The following is a 3,413-nucleotide window of genomic DNA, read 5'->3' as shown; positions in this document are numbered from 1 at the left end:
GTATAATGCTATCATCTAATCCTCCTTATTTAGTTATAAATATTTAGATATTTATTAGAAGTTAAAATAAAACAGACAATTTTGGACTAAAAGTATCAACAGCTATAACAAATTCCAAAATTATATAGGCTTATGGAAAATTCAAAGATTCTACTGAGTTAATTGTTTGTTATAATTTTAAATGTGTGTAAGGAGTAATCTTTTATAATTATTATGAAGTATTAAATATCACAGCCATCCAAAAAACATTGGATGGCCAATTGGTATTATTTCACTTGTGATAAATGCTCTTTCAGTTGGTCCCTAAGAGCTCTTTTTAAAAATTTTCCTACTGATGTTTTCGGGATTTCATCCATAAAGATAATATCATCTGGTAACCACCATTTTGCAAATTGGGGCTTTAGAAACTCGTATAGTTCTTCCTTCGTTGTGTGCTCTTTTGCAGCATCCTTTAACACAACACATGCTACCGGGCGTTCTTGCCATCTTTCATGCTGAACTGCGATAACTGCCGCTTCAAATACAGCATCATGTGCCATAAGTGCATTTTCGATATCGACAGAAGAGATCCATTCCCCACCGCTCTTGATTAAATCTTTTGTTCTGTCAACAATCTTCACAACGCCTTCTTCATCGATTGTGACAACATCCCCCGTATAGAGCCAGCCATCACGAAATGCTTCATTGGTTCGCTCATCCTTGTAATATTCATCAGCAATCCAATTTCCTCTTAACAATAGCTCTCCCATTTCTTTTCCGTCATTGGCTACCTCCCCGTTTGCTCCAACAATTTTCATTTCCACTAACGGGACGAGAGAACCTTGTTTTGAGCGAATCTCTAATTTCTCTTCTTCGGGCAAATCATTTTGGTAGCTTTTTAGACGGGATAAAACCACAAGAGGTGTCGTTTCTGTCATCCCATATGCATGGATAAACGGGATTTTATATTTTGATTCAAATGCTCTTATAAGCCCTTTAGGTGCGGCCGAACCGCCACATAGGATGCGGGTCAAACTGCTTGTGTCGTAATTTCCATGCTCTAATTCATTAAGAAGTCCAAGCCAGATGGTTGGAACTCCAGCTGTCATTGTTACCTTCTCAGAATCGATTAATTCAGCTAAGATTTTTGGGGTGAAATATGGACCTGGCATCACAAGTGTTGTACCAAACCACACCGAAGCAAATGGCAAGCCCCATGCATTCACATGGAACATCGGAACAACTGGCATCGCGATATCACTTTCGGATAACCCTGCGTTATCTGCAAGACCGAGTGCCATACTATGCAATACGACTCCACGGTGAGAATAAACAACCCCTTTTGGATTTCCAGTCGTTGCAGATGTATAACACATTCCAACTGGATCATTTTCACCTAAATCTTTCTTAAACTCGAATGATGGGTCTCCTTCACTAATAAGTTTTTCATAATGAAAAAGGGGCTCTAGGCTCGATTCTGGAAGTTCCTCTTTATCTGTCATAAGGACATAGGCTTCAACCGATTTTAATTGGTCCTTTACTTTTTCTAATAAGGGCAGCAGGTCTTCGTCAAAAAGTAAAACCTTATCTTCAGCATGATTGATAATATAGACAATATGTGCAGGTGAAAGACGTATATTAATCGTATGCAAGACTGCGCCAATACCAGGTATAGCAAAATAAGCCTCAAGATGTCGATGATGATTCCAAGCCAGTGTTCCTACACGCTCTCCTTTCTTCACACCTATTTTTTCTAGGGCGCTTGATAATCTTCTAGTGCGCTCGCCTACTTCCTTATACGTATGGGTTACAATTCCAGATGAAGTTCTCGATATAACAGTTTTCTTTGGAAAATATCTTTCTGCGCGCTCGAGCATTGAAGAAACTAGCAATGGTATATTCATCATCATACATTCCCCCACTTTAATATATTTTTGAAATTATAGCCCCATATTTTTCGCAATGATGGTTTTCATAATTTCATTTGTACCCGCATATATAGCCGATACCGGCGTGTCCCGATACCTTCTAGCAATCTCGTACTCTTCCATATATCCATAGCCACCGTGAAGATGCATACATTCAGCTGCAACCTTTTTTGCCATATCCGTTAACCACCACTTTGCCATAGAAACCTTTGTCACCACATCCTTTCCAGCAATATGTTGCTCAATTAAATCATCTAAAAAAGTTCTGCCAATCTCAATTTCAGTCGCCATTTCGGCAAGTCTAAATTGAATATGCTGAAATTTACTAATCGATTTTCCGAACGCCTCACGATCTTTTACATATTTCAAAGTTAGCTTTAGCATGGTCTCCGCTGCGATTTGGGCTGATATTGCCACAATCAGCCGTTCCTGCTGAAGCTTTTCCATCAAATAATAAAAACCCTTTCCTTCTATTCCAATGAGGTTCTCAACAGGAATTTTTACATCTTCAAAAATAAGTTCTGCCGTATCTTGGGCATGAAGCCCAACCTTATCCAGCTTTCTCCCTCTTGAAAATCCAGGAGTATCTCTTTCGACTACTACCAAACTAATTCCTTTATGTTTTGCTTTTGGATCTGTTTTACACACCACAACGATCAAATCAGCGTGTATGCCGTTGGTGATAAATGTTTTCTGACCATTGACAATATAATGGTCACCTTTCTTTATAGCAGTTGTTTTAATCCCAGCTAGATCAGACCCAGCACCCGGCTCTGTCATGGCAATTGCGGTTATGATTTCACCTGAAATGCATTTGGGCAGCCATTTTTGTTTTTGATCTTCTGTTCCATATTCATGTAAATAAGGAACCACAATGTCACTATGAAGACCAATCCCAATCATACTTGCACCTACTCGTTCAAGCTCTTCATTTATAACAACTGAATAGGCAAAATCAGTGTTAAAACCTCCATACCTTTCATCGACCCATGGGCATAGGAAGCCATTCTCTCCCATTTTTGTCCAAAAGTATCTTGGAATCATCCTGTCCTTTTCCCACTCTTCATAAAAGGGGTAGGCTTCTTTTTCAAGGAACTTCCGAAAAGCGTTTCGAAAAATGTGATGCTCTTCTTGCAAATAACGTGCAGTCATCGCTATCCCTCCTAATTTAAGGGTTTACTCAAGAAAGTGGGTAAAATATTGACAGTAATCGAAGACTAATAAGGTAGTGAAAACAGGTAAGCGTTTACATTTTATAAAAAGGAGTTTGTTAATCTTTATGAGGTCCAATACATGATTAATTCCTCATTAAAGTGAAAAATCCTCTTTTTCATAAAAAACTATCATGATCTTTCGCTCTCAACCCAGGCATGAAAATTGATTCTTTTCCCCATAATGTAGATACCGCAAACAATGAGTATATTACGTGGTCTTTAATGGTGGTTTTACCCCGTATAAAAAACTGTTGGAATGAATTTGGTGTACAACCCATTGTTAGCTCTCTCT

Annotated in this window: 2 protein-coding genes; both read right to left on the bottom strand. The window is 38.5% G+C overall.

Annotation, left to right across the window (positions count from 1 at the left end; all coding sequences use genetic code 11):
- Nucleotides 1-266: 266 nt before the first annotated feature.
- Entirely contained in the window at nt 267-1,886 is a 1,620-nt protein-coding gene (locus tag E1I69_RS23905; RefSeq protein WP_136382001.1) for a long-chain fatty acid--CoA ligase, read from the bottom strand.
- Between the two features lie 33 nt (nt 1,887-1,919).
- Nucleotides 1,920-3,059 (bottom strand): acyl-CoA dehydrogenase family protein, encoded by a 1,140-nt coding sequence (locus tag E1I69_RS23900; RefSeq protein ID WP_136382000.1) that lies wholly within the window; start codon nt 3,057-3,059, stop codon nt 1,920-1,922.
- Nucleotides 3,060-3,413 lie beyond the last annotated feature (354 nt).

It is taken from the genome of Bacillus timonensis, from assembly GCF_004799755.1.
GTDB lineage: Bacteria > Bacillota > Bacilli > Bacillales > Bacillaceae_L > Ferdinandcohnia > Ferdinandcohnia timonensis_A.
This window is presented reverse-complemented; position numbering and strand designations above follow the sequence as displayed.